Genomic DNA, 22186 nt, shown 5'->3' on the forward strand with positions numbered 1-22186 from the left:
AGCCTTTTTTGATGCCATTATTTTTTGAGCCTATTTAAAATTCATCAAAATTAATTTCCCTATTACGCCGTGGCGGATGTAATTTTGAAGAATTTTTAAGAAATTTTCCACCCTTTAGGGACGGGGAAAAAGAAAATTTATTAAAAAAAAAATAAATTTAAACAGGCTCTTTATGTTTAGCAGTCGTTTTCAATTTAAAGCTAGCATATAAAGTTATAGCTGATAGAATAATCCAAAAAACATCTACAAAAAACGGTTGAAATTGATTGTTGCTGCATGAAACCCAAAACCAATTTCCCGTTTTGATTCCATTTGTAATTGGAATTAAAAAACCAAGAATACTTCCCGAAAGCAAACAAAACTGATTGGTAAAACGATTGTTTTTCTTTAGAATAAAAAAGATACTCATTAGTAACCAACTAATAAAGTATATCGCATACGTATTGTCTTGTCCCAATGGATAATACATTTTAGCCACAATAAAAGTCAAGGCTGTAACAGGAAACATACTCAAACAAATGGCTAAGTAAAAGCGAACCACACCTTCATTGAAACGTCTTTTTTTCCCTGGCATATTTTTCTTGTCTCTGGCAACCAGCCAAATCATCACTCCCGAAATGATTACAAAGCACGATAATATCCCTAATACAAAACTGATAATTTTTAACCCGTAACCGCCATAATCTCCAAAATGGATGCGGTATAAAATGTTTTTTACGCTATCTAAATAAGTAGTTTGAGTTATAGGATCTTTTTTCGAAACGACTTCGCCAGTTGCAACTTTATAAACCATTTTGCCAATTCCAGTAAATTTCTTGCCATAGTCAATCTCGCCTTCTATTAGTACGTGCATGTTAACATCGCCGTAGTTTTGAATTTCTACACGGGAAATATTAAAATTCTTCCAGTTTTTTTTAGTAGCTGCAACCATTTCATTAATACTGAACGATTTGGTTAAAGTTTTATTTTCGAATGTATATTCGGTGCCCGAATATTCTAATTCCTTGTAAAATTTCTCTTGGTCTCCTTGGTAAAGCAATTGAACACTAGGTGCTATAATGAGTAATTTAATCATAAAAAAAGCACCAGTAACTGCATATACAAATTGAAATGGCAAACCCAGCATTCCTAATGAAGTATGTGCATCCGTCCACCATGTTTTTAGTTTTTCTTTTGGGCGGAAAACATAAAAACTGGAAATGATTTTTTTCCAATGCAGCAACACTCCGGTTGCAATGGCAAACAAAAAAAACAAAGCAATAAATCCAGATAAATAGTAGCCAACAGGATAAGGAATTTGCGCTAAGAAATGCAAACGATAAATAAATTCGCCTAGACTATATGATTCCTCATAACTAGTCGTTTTGTAAGTCGAATTTTTTAAAATTAAATATTGCGATTCTTTCCCTTTTTTTGAAGCTAAGCTGTCTTTTGAAGCTTCTAGAGAAGTGCCTACACTATGTTCATTTTGAGGTTGATAAAAACTGATTTTTCTACCATGCAAGTCGTAAGCAGTGTCTAGTACTTTTAGAGCCTGATCGAAATTTAATTGTATTTTATTGGTCTGCAAAGTGGATTCTCCTTTTTCCCAACTTGTAATATCGTCTTTGAAAAAAGAAAATGATCCTGCGAAAAAAATCACATATAAAACGACGCTAATAACGATGCCGCTAACGGTGTGGGTATGGAAAAAAATGTTGTAATTTCTATTGTTCATTGTTTATTTTGCTATCGGATTATAAGCTTGACCTAAAAAAAATATTCCTAAAAAGAAGAGGCTTAAGCCTAAGTAGATTAGCCAAATGTTCCAGCCGTTTTTAGCTAAGAATGCCACTACCATAAGGGCTACCCAAAGTATAAAACCACTAAAAGCCATTGTTATTATTACATCAGCTCTGTTAAACCAACTGGCTAGGGCTAAATGAAAGCTGATAGCAACCAAATAACCACCTAGAATTGCTGCGATGATTTTAGAAAAACGTTGCCATTTGGACTGCGTTAAATATTTTGGATTTGCTGGCATGTTTCAGGGATTTTAAGAATAGGTTTCAAAAAAAACAACTAGAAAAAACATTCCTAATATCAATTTATAATTAATGATTTTTAGTGGAGCTAAAATCACAACAAGACTTCCTATAGTCATAATTTGAATTAGATAAATTAGTGCACTTGAACCAATTGCTTTTTCTAATAATAATATTAAATAAGCTGTAATCAATAGTCCCAAGCCTATTAATTTAGAAGGTTTAGGATTGTTTTGCAACCATTTTTCAACAGTAAGCGTATTTGATAAATATGCTTTTTGAGAGGTATTGTACAAAGTATAGAAACCAAAAAACACGAGTAAACTTGCAATTGAAATCATCTTATTTAGAATTGTTTTTGATAACGCAAAAGTAATTAGCAAAATGTTATAAAACAAATTATTTTAATTTATTCTAAATAAGAAGTGTGAGATAGATTTAGTTTCAATTAAAAAATCACTAGAGAGTTACTTTGATTAACCAACAAAGCCTGCACATTTGATTGTGCAGGCTTTGCTTATTAATTTAATTAAGATAATTAAACCGTGTGTTTCGGGTTAAAACCGTCTTCGCTTAATTCTGTGTGAACATAATCAGCAACCATTTCAGCTTCGTAATCCACTTTTTCTCCTTTAGAGAATTTACGAATTAATTTTTCCATGATTTCATAAATCACAGGAACAATAATCAGAGTTAAGAATAGAGAGGAAATTAATCCACCAATAATTACCCAAGCTAATCCGTTTTTCCATTCGGCTCCCGCTCCAGAGGCCAGTGCAATTGGGAACATACCAAAAACCATCGCAATAGTTGTCATTAAAATAGGACGCAAACGAGCGTGATTCGCTTGAATCAATGCGGTTCTGATAGATTCTCCGGCTGCTCTTCGTTGATTGGTATAATCGACTAACATAATCGCGTTCTTACAAACTAAACCAATCAACATAATGATACCTAAAATGGTAAAGATGTTTAATGAGTTGTTTGTTAAAGCCAAGGCTAGCATTGCTCCAATAAATGAAAGTGGAATAGCAAACAATACTACAAATGGATGCGCAAAACTGTCATACAAACCAACCATTACTAAGTAAACCAAGATAATAGCGGCTAATAATGCAATTCCAAGTGTACCAAAACCTTCCGATTGGTTTTCCTGATCACCACCCCAAATGTAACTTACACCTGTAGGTTTTTCTAGTTTATCCAATTTTTCTTGCCATTGGGTTACAATAGTTCCTGCTGGTACTCCAATATTTTGACCTTGAACAGTAACCGAAGCCGTTTTGTCTCTACGTTCTAATTTACTTGGACCAGAACCTTCAGTAATAGAAGCAAATTGAGATAATTTAATTTGTTGTCCTAAATCATTAATAAAGATAAGGTTACTCACATCAGTAATGTTTTTTCGATCAAAAGCATTGTACTTTATGTTGATGTCGTATTCGTATTCTCCTGCTCTAAATTTACCATCGGTGTTTCCGCTGTAAGCCGTTTGCATGGTCATACCTACCGTTTGTAAATTCAATCCCAGTGCCGCCATTTTATCACGATCTACTTGAACGTTAACCTCAGGATTTCCATCTTCAACGGTTAATTTAATCTCAGTAGTTCCAGGAATTGTTCTTAATTCAGCTTCGGCTAATTTGGCAAAATTCATAGCACTTTCTACATTTGGACCAGTAACAATTAACCCTAAGGTAGCATCTTCGGCAGTACCAAGAATACCTACAGGAACCGTTTTTACTTTGGCACCAACCAATATTTTTTCTAATTGGCGTTTCATTTTTGCTGCATAAACGGAGGCATCATCTGTACGTTCTGATTGTTCAATCATTTTTACATTGATTTCCGCTTTGTAAGAAGTTGCCTGAGAAGCACCCATTCCTTCAGAAGTTTGACCCACTGTTGTAATTTGGCTATAAACATATTCCTGTGATTTCAAGTAAGCTTCTGCTTTTTGAGTCATAAAGTTGGTTTGCTCTAGCGAAGCATCTTTAGGTAATTCGATTTGAACTAAAAATTCCCCACTGTCTGAAGTAGCGAAAAATTCTCCACCAATGAAACCACCGCCAATTAACCCTACAGTTGAAGTAAAGAATAATACTAATACCACTAAGATGGTTTTGATGTAATGATCCAAAGACCATTCTAAGATTTCAGTAACCCAGTTTGTAAAACGAGTTAATAATTTTTCGAAACCAAGAATGATTCTTCCAAAAAGATTTTTCCCTTCAATATGTTCTAATTTTCCAAAACGAGAAGATAACCAAGGAATAATAGTAAAAGATGCTAAAAGAGATAATAATGTAGAGATTACAACAGTCATACAAAACTGTGTAATAATGTTAGCTACTAATCCTGTACTCATAGCAATAGGTAAAAATACCACCACAATTACTAAGGTAATTGAAGTTACAGTTCCACCAATTTCGGCAGTTCCATCATAAGAAGCACGAATACGGCTTTTACCCATTTCCATGTGTCGGTAAATGTTTTCCAATACCACAATGGCATCATCCACCAGAATACCTACAACAAGTGATAATCCTAATAAACTCATTAAGTTTAAGGTGTATCCTAAAAGGTAAATACCAATAAAAGTAGCAATTAACGAAGCAGGAATAGAAACCATTACAATCAATGAGTTTCTAATACTGTGCAAGAAGAATAACATTACTAGCGCAACAAGAATTACCGCAATTAATAAATCGTGTAAAACAGAGTCTGCTGCTTCCAGTGTAAAAACGGTACTGTCTTTTGCAATAGCTAGTTTTAAATCATTTATCTTGTAATCCTTTTCCAGAGTAGCAATGGTTTGTACTAATTGCTCACTTACTGCAACAGCATTAGCGTCCGATTGTTTCACAATTTGTAATATGATGGCGCTTTTTTGATTTACACGAGCTACTTTTTCAGCAATTCTTTGCGTGTCTTGTACATCGGCAATGTCTTGTAAACGAATTTGAATTCCGTTTTTTGACGAAATTACTAAGTTTCTTAATTCGTCAACATTTTTGTATTTACCCGCTAAACGAATTAATATTTTTTGCTCACGGGTTTGAATGTTTCCAGTAGGGAAGTCCAAATTTGAAGCTAAAATAATTTGTTGAACCTGTGGAACAGATAATCCATATCCTTGCATTCTGGTAGCATCAAGGTTAACTTGAATTTCACGTTCCTGACCACCAATGATATTTACTTGTGCCACACCCTGAACACGAGATAATACGGGAGCAATTTTTTTGTCAATTAAGTCATAAAACTCGGCTTCATCCATTTTTCCATTGGCACCAATAGTCATAATTGGTAAATCACTCAAAGAGAATTTAGTCAATGAAGGCGGATCGGCATCATCAGGTAAGTCACTCAGTACGGCGTTGATTTTTCGTTGTGCATCGTTCATCGAATTGTCAACATTGGCATTTGATGTCAATGTTATCGATACAATCGAAAGACTTTCATACGATTTAGAATCTATCTTTTTGATGTTTTCTAAAGAAGCAACGGCATCTTCAATCTTTTTAGTGACTGTATTTTCAATCTCACTTGGAGAAGCTCCTGGATATACCGTAGAAACCGTGATTACATTGGTCTCAAATTTAGGAATCAATTCATAGCCCAGTTGGCTGTAACTGAATATTCCTCCAAGGATTAGTATCGTAAATAAAACGATAACTAACGAGGGACGTTTTATGGATATTTCTGCTAATTTCATATTTTCTTTTATGTTTTGTGGAGTGCTTGGTTTTTTGTCCTTAGTTCTAAGTTGTTAGTTCTTAGTTTTTAGTTTTTAGTTTTTAGTTCTATGTTGTTAGTCCTTAGTTGTTGTACCTAGTTCTTAGTCTTTAGATAATTTCACTAGGTACTATTCACTAAGTACTGAGTACTATGTACTATTCACTAGGTACTAAGGACTATGTACTAAGGACTAGTTACTAATTACTTAATAACCTCTACCGTTTTACCGTCTTGTAAGTTAATTTGACCAGTTGTAATAACTGTTTCACCATTTGACAAGCCGTCTAAAATTTCAACTTTATCACCCAATATTCTTCCTGCAGTAACTGTTTTTAGTTTTGCAATTCCATTTTCAACTACAAAAACTTGGTTACTACTTACGCTACCTACAAAGGCATTTCTTGGTACAACAGTTAAAGTTTGTTTTTGTTGAGACGATTTGAATACAGCAGTTCCGTACATCCCCGCTTTTAAGTCATTGTTGGCATTGTTTGAAATTTCAATTTCAACAGGGAAATTCAAACTATTATCTGCTTTAGCAGCAATAAAAATAATTTTACCTGAAAACTGTTTATCAGGATATACGCTTGTTGTAACGCTGATATTGTTGCCTACTTTTAAACTCGCTACTTGAGATTCGTTAACTGTTACTTTTAATTTTAGAGTATTCACGTTTACAATTTCAAACATTTGTGTAGGAGGCATAGCAGCTAACATGGAGCCTGGCTCGATAAGTTTTTTATTGATAATGCCGCTTATAGGTGCTTTTATTCTAGTGTCACCAATGTTTATTTTTGCTTGTTTGTAGTTCGCTTCAGCATTTATTAAGGCTACTTTTGCCTGATCTAATTGCTGTTTAGTCACACCGCCTGTTTTGTAAGCGTTGTCAAAACGACTGTAATCCGATTTTGCATTTTGGTAAGCCGCTTCGGCCGCTTGAGCACTTACATTGATGGCATCTCCTCTCATGATTGCTAGAGTTTGCCCCGCTGATACGCGGTCTCCTTCTTTAGCTAATACTCTAACAACCTTTCCTGATTTTTCAGCAGCAAATGTTAATTCTTGTTTTGGTTCAAAACTTCCATTAGCAACAAAATCTAAATTGATTTCTTCTGTTTTAACCGTAGCCACTTTTACAGAAACACTGGCGTTTTTCTCAGCAACAATAGCAATTTTTTCTGCGTTTGCTTCTTTGTTCTTCATTAAAATAAATCCTATTAAAGCTAGAGTAGCAATAATTACAATTCCGATAGTTATGTTTTTTTTCATCTTAGTTATTTAATAATGTTCTTAGTTCTCCTTTTGATTTTATTAGTTTAATTTCTGCTAGTTTGTAATCTAAAATTGCAGCAGTATAGTTGTTTTGTGCTTCTGTTGAAGCATTTTCAGCATCAAGCAAATCTGTTAAAGATGCTAAACCTTGTAAATAATTATTGTTGATATTTTTAAGGATTTCATTTGCAAGTCTCATGTTTTCTTTTTGATTTTGCAGCGTGATGATGCTGTTTTCAATTTGAGTTTTAGCATTTTTATAATCTAAATTCAATCCTAATTGAGTGTCTTTAATGTCTTCTTGGATGGTTCTTAATTCTACATCAGCTTGTCTTACTTTAGCTCTTGTTCCAAAACCGGAGAAAATAGGCACTCTTAAGTTTAATCCAATAGCAGAGAAATCAGACCAGTAAACACCATCTGAAGGTTTTGCAAACCAAGGCATTTGTGGTCCTTGACCAATGTAGTTGTAGCTGGCTGAAAGTGAAAGAGTAGGGTAATAACCTGCAATTACTGATTTTTTTTGTAGCACCAATAACTCTTCTTGTTTTTTCAAGATTAAATATTCGCTTCTGCTAGCCACATTTGGAGTGTCAGAAAAAGCGGCTGGCGTTATTTCAAATTCTGATTGTGGAATATTGATTTCAGCATCAATTGGCATCCCAATGTAAAATTTTAAAGCATTTTCCTGTAATTGTACTGCATTGATGATTTGTTGTTTTTGGGTATTGATGTTCGATAGGTTTACGGTCATTCTATCTAAGTCAATTTTTTTAGCTAATCCGTTGTCAAATTGTCCTTTAACAATATCGCGAACCTTTGAGGTTGTATTCAAATTACTTTCGGCTAATGCTAATTTTTGACGTAAAACATAGACTTGGTAATAGTTGTTTGCTACTCTTTCAATCACTTGTTCTTCGGTCAACTGATTGTTAATTTGGTAAAATTCACGTGTTGTTTTTGCTGCTTTTAAACCCGTAAAAACCGATTGATCAAACAAAGCTTGTGTTAACGAAACCCCTGCAGTTGAAATCCATTTTTGTCCAAAAGCTGCTTGAATTGTTGTGCCGGGTGCGTTAAATGCAGCACCATCAATAACAGTTGTTTGGATGATAGGGTTGTAAGTTAGACTTCCATTTGCTGAAATTTGAGGCAAAGCTCTAGAACGTACTTCCTGAATTTGATATTCGCTGTTTTCAATTTTTAATTGTGCTTTTTTAGCATCGGCTTTGTTCTCAAGCGCATATTTTATGGCTTCTTTGAGTGTCAGTGTTGTTTTTTCTTGTGCATTTGCAATTGTTACAAATGATAGAATTGTTAGTATGAGTAATTGTTTCATTATTGAGATATATTAAGTAAATTTTTTTCTAATTCGATAATCCCTTCAGCTGTTGCCATGGCTCGGGTATGGTATTCTAAGGCTTCTAATTCTAACTGATAGGCTTCTCTTTCAGATTGGATGTTTTCGTTGATGTTAAATATCAAGTAATAGTAAAATTTGACGTAAGACTCTATGTTGAGGTCTTTTCGATATAAATTTTGAGCAATCCCTTTATGAATATTTTGTCGAAAACAAAATTCACATTCATCGATTTGAAATTTTAAAGCATTTCGATAAATTTCAGGATAATGTTTTTTGAGTTGGTAGATGGGAGAGCTTTCAGACGATTTGAACATTTCGCCAAACATGCGTCTGATTTCAAAGTTTTCTTCTATGGCATTGAAGTTTTTAGAAATGGCTTCGTTAATCAATTCGCTAACTTTTTGATGAATCAAATCGACAGTTTGTTCAATTAGGATTTCTTTATTGCAAAAATATTTATATATTGTTTTTTTAGAAATGCACATTTCCCCCGCTATGTCATCCATAGTGATACTTTTAAAACCTAGTTTTAAAAACATTTCACTTGCCTTAGAAATTATCTTCTCTTTCATTTTATTTTTAATTCATTAAGGGCAACATTAATTAAATGCTAAATTCTACGTTTGCCACCAGTTTAATATCTTGTCCCATTGTTAATCCGTTATTTGTATTAAAAGAATTTGATGCAAGTCCAAAATCTTTTCGGTTTATATCAGCTGTAAGTTCAAAGGATACTTTTTTCTCTCCATCTAAATAATCTGTTTCTATCAATTCTACATCAAGTTCTACGGTTTTAGTAATATTTTTGATAGTTAAATCTCCTTTAAGAAAATTGATGTTTTTGTTAATTTTTTGAAAAGAAGTTGATTTGAAACTAATTGTTGGATATTGATTGACATCAAAAAAGTCATTCAATTTTAAATAGTTGCTAAACTGCTCTAGTTTTGATTCTCTGTTTTTAACATTCAACGAAAATGCTATTGTTGCATCTTGGATTTCGTTGTTTTTAAAATCGGCATGACCCTGAAAATTATTTAGATTTCCGTCTAAATAGGCAATTATTGAATGTCTCATTCTGATTAAAACATCAGATTGGCTTGAGTTAACTTTCCACTTTGTTTTCATAATTCTTTTTGTATTTGTAACGACCAATCTGTTTTGCTTGAAGTGCTTCATTTTAAGCGCCTCCGAATTTAATTGTTAAATTCTGGCGCAAATATAGAACGGAAACTTTAAACACCAAAATAGTTTCCAATGTATTTATGATAATTTAACATTTCATTGACAAACGAAGTTTGTAATCCAATGTGAATGCTGTAAATTAGCCCGAAAATTAAATTTATGCACGCCGTAAGTCAATACCAAGAATTTTTATCCGAATACCTTCAGTCCCAATTAGAAGTTAAAGAGCCAAGAAATTTATACGAACCTATACATTATATATTAGGACTTGGTGGTAAAAGAATTCGTCCTGTTTTAACGCTAATGAGTGCTGAGATTTTTGGTGTATCTTATAGAAAAGCTTTGTCAGCAGCATTGGCGGTTGAGGTTTTTCATAATTTTTCTTTGGTTCATGATGATATTATGGACGATGCCCCTTTGCGAAGAGGTAGTGTTACCGTGCATGAAAAATGGGATACTAATACAGCTATTTTATCTGGGGACGCCATGCTGATTTTGGCATACCAATATTTTGAAAATTACAAGCCTGCTATTTTTAGAAAATTAGCCAAGTTGTTTAGTAGAACAGCCTTGCAGGTTTGTGAAGGTCAACAAATGGATGTGGATTTTGAAGTTCGCCAGGATGTAACTATTCTGGAATACCTAAAAATGATAGAATATAAGACGGCGGTTTTAGTTGCAGCAGCTATGAAAATGGGTGCTATTGTTGCCAAATCTCCTAAAAAGAATGGAAACTTAATTTATGATTTTGGTTTGAATTTAGGATTAGCATTTCAGTTGCAAGACGATTATTTAGATGCTTTTGGAGATCCAAAAACCTTTGGAAAACAAGTAGGAGGTGATATTATTGAAAATAAAAAAACCTATTTGTATTTAAAAGCAATGGAGTTTGCGGGCGAAGCAGATAAACAAAAATTAGCTGATTTATTTTCGACTCAATTAGAAAATAACTCGTCTAAAATTACTCAGGCTAAAGCCATTTTTGTCAATTCTGGAGCTGCAACTGCTACACAAAAAGCCATTGAAGAATACACTTTTAAGGCTTTTGAAACTTTAGAGAAAATGAGTATTGGTGATAAAGAGAAACAAATTCTTAAGTCTTTTGGTGAGAATTTGATGGGAAGAAAAGTATAAATAATATCAATATCAATTTCAATATTCAATTTCAATAATGTAATTGATTTTTTTCATTGTTATTGTAATTGAATATTGAAATTGCTATTGCTATTGAATTTTGCCATTGCCATTGATTTTTGAAATTGTTATCGATTTTTTGATATTATAATTATGTATATTACTCCGTTAAATACCGATTTGTTGTTTGAAGAAGCTCAAAAGGAATCTTTGTATTTGAAATTAATTGAGCAAATCAATAAGGATTTCAACTTGGCCAATGAAGGAGTTGATTTTCCATTGAGTATTTCTCCGGATGATCTAAAAATCCAATTGCACGAGAAAGTCTATCGATTGATTCAGTATAAGTTTGCCGAATATTTGAATTTGCTTTATGTTATCGATGTTTCAGAAGAGGTAATTAAAAAACTCGATGGTTCTGATTTGGTTATTCTTGCTGAAGATGTTGCTTTTTTGATTTTAAAAAGAGAATGGCAAAAAGTGTGGTTTAGGAATAATTTTAAGTAAAGTTTCTAAGATGCTAAGGGTTTGAGTTGTTAAGGTATGTTGCCTCTTAGAATCTTAGAATCTTAGAATCTTAGCCTCAGTAACTTTCTTAAAAATAAAACCGTACAAAAGGCATAAACGCATCACTGTAAGCGCTTTTGTTATCATCATGTAAAACATTATAACGGGCACCTATGGTTACATTTCCATTGCGGTAACCAGCGCCTAAAAACAAACCAGTGTTCCAAAAGTTGTTACTGTAATTGTTTGTGCCAACTCCATTTACATTAACTCTCAGTTGTTCCAGTTCTGCCAAAAGTTGGATTTCAGGAATGGGATTGAATAGTGTAATTAAGCTTCCACCGTATAAATTTGAATTGTATGAATTTCTCACTTTGATATAGGTATATTGCACTCCTAAACCTACGGCGAAGTATTGGTTCACATTATAAATAGCACTTGGAGCAACCGAAATATCGGTGAAACCAGAGCCCAAACTTAATCCTAATCCGCCTCCAAATTGTACATTTTGCCAAAAATCATTGTTGGGTTCAAAGGCGGAATTCTGTTTTTGAGCTGATAATTGGAAGGAAAAAAATACGAATAAAGCGGTCAATGTTAAATTTGAAAAGACCATGGCATGTTTTTTTGTCATAAGTAGTAAGGTATTTAACATTTTAATAGTTAAAAGTGTTTTAATTTTCAAGTAAATTTAGTTGATTATTGTACTTTTGCCAAACTATTTTAACAAAAAGTATATTCACTAACATTATGGATAGGTTTTCATTTTTAAATGCAGCGCATACCGAATTTTTCGCTCAATTATACGATCAGTATTTAGTAAATCCAGATAGCGTAGAGCCTAGCTGGAGAAGTTTTTTTCAAGGTTTTGATTTTGGAATGGAAACGTATAATGACGAAAATCCAATTCAATACCATAGAGAAGTAGCTCCAGTATCTTCAGTGTCTTCGACTCCTGTAGATAATAGTAAAATATCAGAGCAGCTTCACAAAGAATTTAACGTTGTGAAACTAATCGACGGCTACCGTTCTAGAGGTCATTTGTTTACTAAAACAAATCCTGTTAGAGAGCGTAGAACTTTTTCTCCAAGTTTAGATTTAGAAAACTTTGGTCTTTCTTCAGCCGACTTAAACACTACTTTTGATGCAGCAAAAATATTAGGTTTACAGCCTTCTACTTTGTCGCAAATTATCAATCACTTAAAAGCAGTTTATTGCCAGCACATTGGTATCGAATACATGTATATTCGCAGACCAGAAATTGTAGAATGGATTCAAAAAAGATTGAATGTTAATGAAAACCAACCTACTTTTTCTGCTGATGAGAAAAAAGGAATTTTAAATAAATTAAATCAAGCGGTTTCGTTCGAGAACTTCTTGCATACTAAATACGTGGGTCAAAAACGTTTTTCTCTTGAAGGAGGAGAATCAATTATCCCTGCCCTTGATGCTTTGATCGAAAGAGCTGCTGAAAAAGGAGTTGAACAATTCGTAATGGGAATGGCCCATCGTGGTCGTTTGAACGTTTTGGCTAACATTTTTGGCAAATCGACTCAGGATATCTTCTCTGAATTTGACGGAAAAGATTACGATCAGGAATATTTTGACGGTGATGTAAAATACCACTTAGGTCTTACGGCTGACAAAATTACCAAATCAGGTAAAAAAATCAATATCAATTTAGCTCCAAATCCTTCGCACTTAGAAACTGTAGGTGCAGTTATTGAAGGAATTACCAGAGCAAAACAAGATAAATATTTCCCTAATGATTTTTCTAAAGTATTGCCTATCGCTGTTCACGGGGATGCTGCTATTGCAGGACAAGGTATTCTTTATGAAATTATTCAAATGGCTCAATTAGATGGGTACAAAACAGGAGGAACTATTCATATTGTAATTAATAATCAAGTTGGTTTTACAACGAACTACTTAGACGCACGTTCTTCTACTTATTGTACAGATGTTGCTAAAGTAACTTTGTCACCAGTATTACATGTAAATGCTGATGATGCAGAATCTGTAGTACATGCGATGCAATTTGCACTGGATTTCAGAATGCAATTTGGACGTGACGTATTTATTGACTTATTAGGATATAGAAAATACGGTCATAACGAAGGTGATGAACCTCGTTTTACACAACCAGTATTGTATAAATTGATTGCTAAGCATCAAAATCCAAGAGATTTGTATGCTGAAAAATTATTGTCTGAAGGAATTATCGATGCTAATTTGGTAAAAACTTTAGAAAAAGAATACAAAGACGATTTAGATCATAATTTAGAAGCTTCTCGTAAAAAAGACTTGACTATCATCACTCCATTTATGCAAAATGAATGGAAAGGTTTTGAACAAGTTTCTAATGTTGGAATGTTGCAAAAGGTGAATACTAAGGTTGAAAAATCAACTTTAGATTCTATCATTTCAACCGTTTCAAGTTTACCAACAGACAAAAAATTCATTAACAAAATCACTAAGATTGTTACTGATAGAAAAACGGGATACGATAACAATACTATTGATTGGGGTACTGCTGAAACATTAGCTTACGGTTCGCTTTTGACAGAAGGATTTGATATTCGTATTTCAGGTCAGGATGTAGAGCGTGGAACTTTCTCGCACCGTCATGCTGTAGTAAAAGTAGAAGATTCAGAAGAAGAAGTTGTTTTATTAAATCATATCGAAAACAAAAAAGGAAACTTCCATATCTTTAACTCTTTCTTGTCAGAATACGGAGTATTAGGATTTGATTACGGTTATGCGTTGGCTAATCCAAATGCTTTAACAATTTGGGAAGCACAATTTGGAGATTTCTCTAATGGAGCCCAAATTATGATTGACCAATACATTTCTTGTGGAGAGGACAAATGGAACAATCAAAACGGATTAGTAATGTTGTTGCCACACGGTTACGAAGGTCAAGGTGCTGAGCACTCTTCTGCACGTATGGAGCGTTATTTACAACTATGTGCACGTCACAATATGTACGTTGCCGATTGTACAACGCCAGCTAACTTCTTTCACTTGTTGAGAAGACAAATGAAAACTACTTTCCGTAAGCCATTAATTGTTTTTTCTCCAAAAAGTTTGTTACGTGATCCAAGATGCGTTTCTACAGTTGAAGAATTGACAAGTGGAGAATTCCAGGAAACTATAGACGATACAACAGTAAACAAAGCGGACGTTAAAACATTAGTTTTCTGTACAGGTAAATTCTACTATGATATTGTTGCCGAAAGAGAAAACAACGGACGTAAAGATGTTGCAGTGGTTCGTATCGAGCAGTTGTTCCCATTACCAGTGGAGCAATTAAAAGCAATTATTGCTCAATATCCAAATGCAGATGATTATGTTTGGGCACAAGAAGAACCTAAAAACATGGGAGCTTATAGCTTTATGTTAATGAATTTCGATTTGGTTAAATGGAGATTAGCTTCTCTAAAAGCCTATTCAGCTCCAGCAGCGGGAAGTTACACAAGAGCAAAACGCCGTCATGCTGATGCAATCAGAATGGTATTTGATAAAAAATTATTTAGATAAACTCAAATTTTGTAATTATGAAGAAACTTTTAACTTTATTATTTTTTAGTTTAATTTTTAGTTTTTCTTATTCTCAAGAATTAAAAAAACCTAGCGAAGGAAAGTCATTAGTGTATTTTACAAGAGCGACAGCGACAGGTTTTTTGATCAATTTTAAATATTTTGATGGGGAAAAATATTTAGGCAAATTTAATTATGGAAAATACTTGGTTTACGAATGTGAACCTGGAAAACATTTATTTTGGTCTAAATCTGAAAATACTGACTTTTTAGAAGCAGAATTAGAAGCGGGTAAAGTTTATATAATTGACTCGGAACCTCAAATGGGTGCTTTTAAAGCAGCTGTAAAATTAATGCCTTTTGATAATGATTCTAATAATTATAAGAATATCAAAAAGTACGAAAGAAAAAAAGAAGGAATATTAAAAGCTATTTCAGGAGCTAAAGAATATACTATAAGTGAAGATGATTTGGCTGAAGCCAAAAAAGATCAAGAAGATTTAGTGAAACGTTCTATTGAGAAATATACCAAACGAAAAGCAGAAGGAGAAGTTTATCCTACGATGACAGTAAATAGTAATTATGTTTCGAATTTAGAAACAGGAAAATAATTCAATTGCTAGTAAATAAAAAAACATAAGTAATTGTAACAAGAATTAAAATTCATAATTTAAAATAATAGAACATGATTTTAGAAATGAAAGTCCCGTCACCAGGGGAATCTATAAAGGAAGTTGAAATTGCAACTTGGTTGGTAAAAGATGGGGATTATGTTGAAAAAGATCAAGCTATTGCTGAAGTAGATTCAGACAAAGCTACATTAGAATTGCCTGCTGAAGCAAGCGGAATCATTACTTTAAAAGCAGAAGAAGGCGATGCAGTGGCAGTAGGAGCAGTAGTTTGTCATATAGATACTGCAGCAGCTAAACCATCAGGTTCTCCCGACGCTTCGGGACCAGCAGCGGAAACGCCTGCAGCAGAGGCTCCAAAAGCCGAAACACCAAAAGCAGCTCCTGCTCCAGCGGCACCAGCAGCACCAGCAGTTACTTATGCAACTGGAACACCATCTCCAGCAGCTAAAAAAATATTAGATGAAAAAAATATCGAGCCTGCTTCAGTTACTGGAACTGGAAAAGGTGGAAGAATTACTAAAGATGATGCAGTAAATGCAGTGCCATCAATGGGAACTCCTACAGGGGGTAACCGTGGTTCTGAGCGTACTAAATTGTCTATGTTGCGTCGTAAAGTAGCAGAACGTTTAGTTGCTGCTAAAAACGAAACAGCCATGTTGACTACTTTTAATGAAGTAAACATGACGCCAATCAACACTTTGCGTAATGAATACAAAGATGCATTCAAAGCAAAACACGGTGGTATTGGGTTAGGATACATGTCATTCTTTACAAAAGCAGTAACAAGAGCTTTAGAATTATATCCAGACGTAAACTCTATGATGGATGGTGATTATAAAGTAGCTTATGATTTTGCTGATATCTCTATCGCAGTTTCTGGACCAAAAGGATTAATGGTTCCTGTAGTTCGTAATGCTGAAAACTTAACTTTCCGTGGTATTGAAGCTGAAATCAAAAGATTAGCTATCAAAGCACGTGATGGTCAAATTACGGTTGACGATATGACTGGTGGAACTTTTACAATCACTAATGGTGGTGTATTTGGTTCTATGTTGTCTACGCCAATTATCAATCCTCCTCAATCAGGAATTTTAGGAATGCACAACATTATTGAGCGTCCAATTGCTGTAAATGGTAAGGTGGAAATTCACCCAATGATGTATGTGGCGCTGTCTTATGACCACAGGATTATCGATGGTCGTGAGTCTGTTGGTTTCTTGGTTGCTGTTAAGGAAGCTTTAGAAAACCCGGTAGAATTGCTTTGCGGTGGAAATCCTAAAAAAGCATTTGAATTGTAATTCAAAAATGTCATTCTGAGCGAAAGCGAAGAATCTAATTATAAAATCCCAAATTCCTCCCGAAGCCTCGGGACTGGAGTTTGGGATTTTCTTTTTATATTCGAAAAGTATATTATGCGTAAAACACCCCGCCCGCCGCGGCGGGCACCCCTCTTAAAAAGAGGGGAAGTGTAGCGTGTATTAGGAATGTCTTTTTTTAAGAATGATGAATTTCCCTTGGTAGCGTTGAGCAGAAGGTTGGAAATATAAGAAAAGAGGGAAATTGTAATCTTTATTTGTAATGCAATTTTTTAAAAATGATGGATTTCCCCTCCTCATGAGGGGTGCCCGCCGCAGCGGGTGGGGTGGTTACTATACATAAAACAAGAAATAAGTCTGATTATGAAACCTGAAATTCTTACTTATATTCATGAGAAACCTATTTATAGGAGAAGTGTCGGATTATTGCCCCGCAAAAGCATTAAGTGGCAGAGCCAAGGCTTTACGAAAAGCAGGAGTTTTGTCGGAAGTTATTTTTTGGAGACAAGTGCGAAATAATACTTTTTGGTCAGTTGATTTTGATAGGGAGCGAATTATAGGTAGTTTTATTGTGGATTTTTATATAAAATCTCTTGGTTTGATTATAGAAATCGATGGCTCAAGTCATGATGATAAACAGGAATACGACACATTGAGAGAGGAGTTTTTAAATAATTTAGGACTACATGTTTACAGGATTTCTGATTTTAGAGTGCAACACGATTTAGAAAATGTGATGAATGAATTAGAGGATTATATTTTGGAAAAATTCGGTTCATTATTATAAAATAAAATAAACCTATACCTATGAAAATCAAATTACTTTTAATTACCATTTTTTTTGGGCTAACTACTGTTTTCTCCAATCCGCCAGCTAAAAAACGAATTTTGGTTTATACTAAAAACGGAAAAGGTTATGTACATAAAAATATTCCTTTTAGTGTGGAAGCCTGGAAAAAAATAGGTGAAGCCAATAAATTAATTGTTGATGTTTCGGATGATCCAGCGGTGATGAATACCGAAAATCTGGCAAAATATAGTTGTATGGTTTTTTCGAATACCTGTAATGCTATTTTTGATACTGAAGAACAGAGACAAGCATTGGTAGATTACATTCATGCTGGTGGTGCTTTTGTAGGCATTCACAGTGCTTCTGATTCTGAGAAATCCTGGCCTTGGTATGCAAGAATGGTGGGGGGAAAATTTAAAAGCCATCCTGCTTTTCAATCTTTCGAAATAAAAGTGATTGATAAAAACCATCCGTCAACTTCGATGCTTGGCGAAACTTGGACAAAAGAAGATGAGTGTTATTATATGAATGAGTTCAACCCGAATATTCATGTTCTTCTAGCTGCCGATATGCGAACGGTAAAAGACAGCGAAAAAGAAGTTTATCCAGGACGTACTTTTGGCGATTATTTGCCATTGGCCTGGTGCCATGAATTTGAAGGTGCTAGGGTGTTTTATACCGCTTTAGGGCATGAGAGTAAGGATTATGTTGACCCTGTGTTTATAGAGCATCTCACAGGAGGACTTTTGTGGGCATTAGGAGAAAATCCAAAAAAGTCTCATTCGAATAAAAAATAAATAAAAAAAGCCTTCTTTTATAATGAAGATGCCCCAAAAAGTTGTACGCCATTTGGGGCATTTTTTATTTAATTCCCTTGGAATGTAACCCAATCAAATAAGGCGTAATTTTGTGTATACGGGATGTGGTCTCCCATAAAGCTTAGGTTTTCGACACTGCAAAATATCTTAAACTTAGTATTTGTACCATAAGTGAGCGTTCTTGTCGACAAAATTTGATTGTCTATTTTCCAAGTTGCCACATATTTTTTCTTAGCATTTAATGATAAATCGATGGTTAAGGTGTACCAATTTTCTCTTTTGAGTTTACTTTGAAAAGAATGATAGGGATTTGCCTGTGAAGTTGTATAAACAATAAGCTCATCTGGAGCCGCATTTAATTCTTCGCGTAGGACTTGATCTCCATAACCTATTTCAAAGTCGAGTTCGTGGGTGTCGTTGTTGTATAAAAACGCACCAATACTGGCCATATCACCTTCACCCATTGCAGGAACAAAAACCCTCCAGGAATAACTTCCAGTAGCGTATGCAGCAACCGATTTTATTTTTACTCTTTCCCAAGTATTAGGATTGGTAAAAATGCGAAGATTACTGTTTTCAATCCAGTAATTTGGATTACCTACTTGTGTGGCATCTTCCCATTCATTCAAATCGTTGAAATCCCAAGTTTTTAAAGGAGTCACTCTTGGAGTGCTTTTTCGTAAACTTGTTGGAATACTTGAATCAGAAACTGTTGTAGCATTTTGATTTTTTTCAATAATATCTTCAGATGCACAAGAAAACAAAAGCATTCCTAGTGCTAAACTGGCTGTTTTATAGTAGTTTTTTAGCATTTTTTTTTGTTCGTGTTGGTTGCTGTAAATATAGGCAATTATTGTAATAATCAATTATAGCTCTGCCTTTTAACAAAACATCGGCACCAATAATTCCGTCAACGGGTTTTGATTTGTAGGCAATCAAAGCTTCATTAACGTGAGATAAATCTAAAATAACCAAATCAAATTCATGATTTTTCCAAGAACCTAATTGTAGTTTATTTTCGGTAGCGGTTTGTGTCAGCATCCCTGTGGCTCCAGCACCAGAGGCTTTGGTCTTGGAATCCTCGGCGTTTAGATTAAATAATGTAATATGTTCAAAACCAACACAGCTATTAGAAGCACCCGTATCTAAAATAAAATTGCCCCGAACACCATTAATTTTTGCTTTTATCAACAAATGTTGGGTTTTGGTAATTTTGAATTTTACTTTTTTATATTTTTCCTTCTTAAGGATTTCGTGCAGGTTTTTCATTTCTAAATCGGATAAGAAGCCAAATTAAGGTAATTGCGAATACAATTCCCAAAATAATGTAAGTATAATTTGTGGGGACTTCATTTTTTTCTAAAGTACCGTAATATACAAAAGCACTCCAGTAATAAGGCGACTTTTTAGCATTGGAAATTGTCGGATTTTTTAAGAAATCTCGTTTGGCGTTAGCATTCGCTTCTAAGTATGATTGACCATTTTTAATGTTTTGGTAAAAAGAATCCATAAAAACCGAAGTCGTATAATCATTGACTTTCCATAATGAAAACAATAAATTTTGCGCTCCAGCCAATTGAAAGCCACGAGCAATACTCATAGCGCCTTCTGATTTGAAGAGTTTGCCAATACCCGTTTCGCAAGCACTCAAAACAACCAAATCAGGATTTATATTTAGATGATACAATTCGGAATATAGGATTTCCTGATCGTAAAATTTAATGCTTGCTGGACTAACTATATCGCCAGCATCAGCGTGAGTGGACAGATGTAAAATGGAGTAATCAGCAGTGTTTTTTTTGAAATTATCGAAAGTAGCATCCGCATTTTCTAAATATTTCCCTTTGAAATTTTTCTGAATCGAATGCAACTCGTCTTTTGAATAAGTTAATGCGTAAGGCGTGTTTTCGAAAACTGGAAAAACACCCAAAACGGTTTTATCCTTACTTGTCATCCTGTCCCGAAGCTTCGGGATGTCAAAGGACAAGTAAAATTGTGCCGAATTCTGGTAACCAATGTTATAATCATTCAATAAATAGTGCATTTGAGCAAAATTGGTTGTTGTAGATTCTTGAGTGATTAAGGCTTCGAAAGGAAGAAAATTTAATATTCCGTCAGGGATGATAATGAGGTTTTTATAAGTTGATTTTGTTGGTAATTTCAACATGTGATAAAGTGAATTACCATAATGATTATAGTCTGAAATGTTATCCGTTATTTTATTGGCATCACTAAAATAATCTAAAAAAGAAACTATTCTAGGAGTCGCGGTATGGTTATCCCAATAAAAATCGAGTTTTATTTTATTGTTAGCCAAAGTAAAATAATACATTTTTTCAAATCCCGAAAAATACTCAATCATCATGGCTTTGTCTTGTTCTAATTTGGCGAATAAAGCTTTAAAATCGATAGTTTCTTTTTCGGAAGCGATATTTTCGGAACGTATTTTTTTTAGCGAAAGCATCAATTGATTTTGTTTTTCGATGGCTTCGTTTATTTTGGTAATATCAGCTAATTCTCCTTTTTGTTGTTCTTTTAAAATAATGTTGCTCCAGTTTTGCAGCTGTTCGAGATGGAGTTTTTCTTTTCTTGAAGCGGTTTTGTTTCTGGATAAATAACTTTTTAAAACACCTGATTTTGTTTGGTCTGCCAATTGAAAAGCAGCTTCTAAATAAGTTTGTTTGTGTTCTTTTTGATATATTAAATCATAAATAGCGATACATTTTTCGGTTCGCATACGAACACGATTTTGATTGATGATTTTCGAGTTTTCATAAACTATCAAGTTAGCCAACAATTCTTCAATATGAAAAGCTAATCGATAGGCTTCTAATGCTTTTTTAGGTTGGTTTTGTTTCGAATAAATTTCGGCTCGTAAATCCAATGCATCCAGTAAACTAGTTTCGGTATATAATGAATTTTGTTTCGGTAAACTGTTTTTTTTGCTAGAATAATGGGGAATTAAAAGTTTAAAAACAGATTCAATAATGACGGCTGATTCATTTAATTTTTTCTGTTGAAACAATAAAGAAGCTTCTTCGCATTTAAATTTGGCTGTTTTTCGAGGCGAAAGATTTGGAGTTGCGTAGAAATATTCTCTGGCTTTTTCTAAATAAGAATTTGCCAATTTAAAATTTTCTCTTTGACGGTTAAGAGCTGACAGATTTCGATAAGAATTGGATAAAGTTTCAGATTGATTTTTTTCGTTTTGTAGATATTGGATAGCCAATTCAAATGCGTTTTTGGAATTTTCATGAATTTCAGGTCGCATTAAGTTTCCTCTGGAACTTAGTAAATAGTTGTTTCCTAAATTATTCCATAAAATTCCTTTTTGAATATTAGATAATTTTTCGGTTCGAATGGTTTTTTCGAGTAGATCAATGGCTAAGTTAATCTTTCCTGAATTTTGGTACACATTCGATAAATTGAGAATGGCGGCTATTTTTTTTTCCGAGGTTTCGGGACTGTTTTTTTCTTGGCTGGCAATATAATAATACTGTTTGATGGTATTTTCGGCATTGTCGTAATCGCCTAGAATGGTGTACAAATTCCCCAAAGGTTTCAGACAATATTCTACAATGTCGTAATTGTTGAGACGGTATTTTTGATAGATTTTCCATGCTTTTTCATAACTAATAACTGCCTCCTGAACTTGGTTGAACTGGTTTTCGTAATATGCTTTGTTGCAATTTAAAATGACAATAGCCAGCAGTTCGTTTTTAGTTTTGGGCGTTGGATTTTTCCAAAATGCGTTTTCTGTATTGTTGAGGTTATTTAATTTTTCGGCTGTTGGGTTTTCTATAAAAGCATCAACTGCATTGTAGATTTTGTTCTCCACAGTGATACTTTGTGAAAAAGAGAGTTGTGTTG

19 protein-coding genes are annotated in these 22186 nt (G+C 34.0%); 7 read left to right on the forward strand and 12 right to left on the reverse strand.

Going from position 1 to position 22186, the window contains the following annotated elements; all coding sequences use genetic code 11:
• Nucleotides 1-157: 157 nt before the first annotated feature.
• From AAGV28_RS11850 to AAGV28_RS11885, 8 genes are all read right to left on the reverse strand, one after another.
• Nucleotides 158-1717, reverse strand: coding sequence for a PepSY-associated TM helix domain-containing protein (locus AAGV28_RS11850; protein WP_373407022.1), 1560 nt, complete (start codon nt 1715-1717; stop codon nt 158-160).
• A gap of 3 nt (nt 1718-1720) precedes the next feature.
• Nucleotides 1721-2023, reverse strand: coding sequence for a hypothetical protein (locus tag AAGV28_RS11855; RefSeq protein ID WP_373407023.1), 303 nt, complete (start codon nt 2021-2023; stop codon nt 1721-1723).
• A 12-nt stretch (nt 2024-2035) separates the two neighbouring features.
• Complete coding sequence (locus tag AAGV28_RS11860) at nt 2036-2365, reverse strand: hypothetical protein (RefSeq protein ID WP_373407024.1); 330 nt, start codon at nt 2363-2365, stop codon at nt 2036-2038.
• A 197-nt stretch (nt 2366-2562) separates the two neighbouring features.
• Nucleotides 2563-5739, reverse strand: a complete 3177-nt coding sequence (locus AAGV28_RS11865; protein ID WP_373407025.1) for an efflux RND transporter permease subunit — start codon at nt 5737-5739, stop codon at nt 2563-2565.
• Between the two features lie 224 nt (nt 5740-5963).
• Nucleotides 5964-7031: an efflux RND transporter periplasmic adaptor subunit gene (locus AAGV28_RS11870; protein ID WP_373407026.1), complete on the reverse strand. Its 1068-nt coding sequence runs from the start codon at nt 7029-7031 to the stop codon at nt 5964-5966.
• 1 nt (nt 7032) lies between these two features.
• A complete protein-coding gene (locus AAGV28_RS11875; protein ID WP_373407027.1) occupies nt 7033-8373 on the reverse strand; it encodes a TolC family protein in 1341 nt (446 codons plus the stop codon).
• A complete protein-coding gene (locus AAGV28_RS11880) occupies nt 8373-8969 on the reverse strand; it encodes a TetR/AcrR family transcriptional regulator (protein WP_373407028.1) in 597 nt (198 codons plus the stop codon). Before AAGV28_RS11880 ends, AAGV28_RS11875 begins: the two co-directional genes overlap by 1 nt.
• A 31-nt stretch (nt 8970-9000) precedes the next feature.
• Nucleotides 9001-9573: a YceI family protein gene (locus tag AAGV28_RS11885; protein ID WP_373407029.1), complete on the reverse strand. Its 573-nt coding sequence runs from the start codon at nt 9571-9573 to the stop codon at nt 9001-9003.
• Nucleotides 9574-9738: 165 nt separating this feature from the next.
• On the opposite strand from AAGV28_RS11885, the gene AAGV28_RS11890 reads away from it, so the two are divergent.
• The gene (locus AAGV28_RS11890; RefSeq protein WP_373407030.1) at nt 9739-10713 is read left to right on the forward strand and encodes a polyprenyl synthetase family protein; all 975 of its coding nucleotides are present in this window, start codon (nt 9739-9741) and stop codon (nt 10711-10713) included.
• A gap of 153 nt (nt 10714-10866) precedes the next feature.
• Nucleotides 10867-11220 carry a hypothetical protein gene (locus tag AAGV28_RS11895; protein ID WP_373407031.1) on the forward strand — a complete coding sequence of 118 codons (354 nt, stop codon included), beginning with the start codon at nt 10867-10869 and terminating at the stop codon, nt 11218-11220.
• A gap of 88 nt (nt 11221-11308) precedes the next feature.
• On the opposite strand, the gene AAGV28_RS11900 is transcribed toward AAGV28_RS11895, so the two are convergent.
• Nucleotides 11309-11854, reverse strand: coding sequence for a hypothetical protein (locus AAGV28_RS11900; protein WP_373407032.1), 546 nt, complete (start codon nt 11852-11854; stop codon nt 11309-11311).
• A 116-nt stretch (nt 11855-11970) separates the two neighbouring features.
• On the opposite strand from AAGV28_RS11900, the gene AAGV28_RS11905 reads away from it, so the two are divergent.
• From AAGV28_RS11905 to AAGV28_RS11925, 5 genes are all read left to right on the forward strand, one after another.
• The gene (locus AAGV28_RS11905) at nt 11971-14760 is read left to right on the forward strand and encodes a 2-oxoglutarate dehydrogenase E1 component (protein WP_373407033.1); all 2790 of its coding nucleotides are present in this window, start codon (nt 11971-11973) and stop codon (nt 14758-14760) included.
• Nucleotides 14761-14777: 17 nt separating this feature from the next.
• The gene (locus tag AAGV28_RS11910; protein ID WP_373407034.1) at nt 14778-15371 is read left to right on the forward strand and encodes a hypothetical protein; all 594 of its coding nucleotides are present in this window, start codon (nt 14778-14780) and stop codon (nt 15369-15371) included.
• A 74-nt stretch (nt 15372-15445) separates the two neighbouring features.
• Nucleotides 15446-16690, forward strand: a complete 1245-nt coding sequence (gene odhB / locus AAGV28_RS11915) for a 2-oxoglutarate dehydrogenase complex dihydrolipoyllysine-residue succinyltransferase (RefSeq protein ID WP_373407035.1) — start codon at nt 15446-15448, stop codon at nt 16688-16690.
• Nucleotides 16691-17099: 409 nt separating this feature from the next.
• A complete protein-coding gene (locus AAGV28_RS11920; RefSeq protein ID WP_373407036.1) occupies nt 17100-17495 on the forward strand; it encodes an endonuclease domain-containing protein in 396 nt (131 codons plus the stop codon).
• 20 nt (nt 17496-17515) lie between these two features.
• A complete protein-coding gene (locus AAGV28_RS11925; protein WP_373407037.1) occupies nt 17516-18295 on the forward strand; it encodes a ThuA domain-containing protein in 780 nt (259 codons plus the stop codon).
• A 68-nt stretch (nt 18296-18363) separates the two neighbouring features.
• On the opposite strand, the gene AAGV28_RS11930 is transcribed toward AAGV28_RS11925, so the two are convergent.
• From AAGV28_RS11930 to AAGV28_RS11940, 3 genes are read right to left on the reverse strand one after another with little or no spacing between them, the layout of a single operon-like run.
• Nucleotides 18364-19128 carry a hypothetical protein gene (locus tag AAGV28_RS11930; protein ID WP_373407038.1) on the reverse strand — a complete coding sequence of 255 codons (765 nt, stop codon included), beginning with the start codon at nt 19126-19128 and terminating at the stop codon, nt 18364-18366.
• Nucleotides 19109-19585 (reverse strand): retropepsin-like aspartic protease, encoded by a 477-nt coding sequence (locus AAGV28_RS11935; protein WP_373407039.1) that lies wholly within the window; start codon nt 19583-19585, stop codon nt 19109-19111. Before AAGV28_RS11935 ends, AAGV28_RS11930 begins: the two co-directional genes overlap by 20 nt.
• A complete protein-coding gene (locus tag AAGV28_RS11940) occupies nt 19560-22154 on the reverse strand; it encodes a CHAT domain-containing protein (RefSeq protein WP_373407040.1) in 2595 nt (864 codons plus the stop codon). The genes AAGV28_RS11935 and AAGV28_RS11940 overlap by 26 nt, the downstream gene beginning before the upstream one ends.
• Nucleotides 22155-22186 lie beyond the last annotated feature (32 nt).

The sequence above is a fragment of the Flavobacterium zubiriense genome (assembly GCF_041729725.1).
GTDB classification, from domain to species: Bacteria; Bacteroidota; Bacteroidia; order Flavobacteriales; family Flavobacteriaceae; genus Flavobacterium; species Flavobacterium zubiriense.